Source organism: Streptococcus taonis (assembly GCF_029948085.1).
Lineage (GTDB): Bacteria > Bacillota > Bacilli > Lactobacillales > Streptococcaceae > Streptococcus > Streptococcus taonis.
Window position 1 is genome coordinate 1 of the sequence record NZ_JARZZP010000032.1, and the last position, 1,158, is coordinate 1,158.

Consider the following 1,158-nt stretch of genomic DNA (forward strand, 5'->3'; position numbering starts at 1 on the left):
TTCTGCTTTTGGTTCAGTTCCTTTGTCTACAGTTTGAGCTTTTGGTGTTGGCTCGTTCTTATCTGCTTGTTTTGGTTCTGAACTTGGTTCTTGAACAGTTACTTTAACTGGAACTTCGTCTGTTGATCCATCTGGGTAAGTTACAACGACTGTCGCAGGTTTTTCACCTGGTGTTGCTGTATCTACTGGTTCCTTGAAGGCTACTGTTGTACCCTTAGGAAGATCTTTCAAGTTACCGATTGAATCTTCTGCTTTTGGTTCAGTTCCTTTGTCTACAGTTTGAGCTTTTGGTGTTGGCTCGTTCTTATCTGCTTGTTTTGGTTTTTTAGTTACAAATTCTGATAATGGTTTTGTATCTTTAGAACCATCTTTATATGTTACGACAAGATTTCCTTTGTCATCTTTTGTGACTGATTGAATCTTACCATCTTTATTAACTGGAGTATCTTTTGCGATATTCGCATCGTCGTTATCTTTATTGTACTTAAGTTGAAGTTTTTCTTTGATTTTATCTAACTCAGCATCTGTTACCTTAGTTGGATCTGCTACTTCAACTTTATCAGCTGGAGCTGGAGTTGCTATATCGTATTTAGATGTTTGATTTTTAACTACAAATCGAACATATCCTGGTTTTTCTTTAGCGTTAGGATCTACATCTAGCGCTCTGTAATCAGTGTTTGAAAGTTCGCCATTGTTGTCTTTAGAAACGATAAAACTTGTCCACTCTTGACCAGCTTTAAGGTTTGTAGTACCAGTCATCTTGATAGTAGCTGATGTCTTATCTTCAGATACTGAACCTTCTCCAGTCACTGCGCCATTTTCAACTTTACCTGTTGTAAATCCATATTTATTCGCGTTATTCCATGAAACATCTCCAGGTCCACGTAGGTAAAGATCTTTAACTTCTTTTTCATCTGTACCTTTGAAAGTTAGATCAGTGTTTTCACCTGTATAAACATAGATTTGTTTATTAGCTTCATTTGAGTATGGAACTTCTACTTTTGGAGCTACGTTTACAAATTCTGACAATGGTTTTGTATCTTTAGAACCATCTTTATAGGTTACAACAACATTGTTGCCATCTTTTTCTACTTTATCAACAACTTTTGAAGCATCTTCTACTTCTTGACCTTTTTTGTCAGCTAAACGTGCATCTGG

General features: G+C 36.3%; 1 protein-coding gene. It reads right to left on the reverse strand.

Annotated elements, in window-relative coordinates:
- The coding region (locus QEZ38_RS09675; RefSeq protein ID WP_281335782.1) for a Rib/alpha-like domain-containing protein at nucleotides 1-1,158 on the reverse strand (1,158 nt) is incomplete at both ends.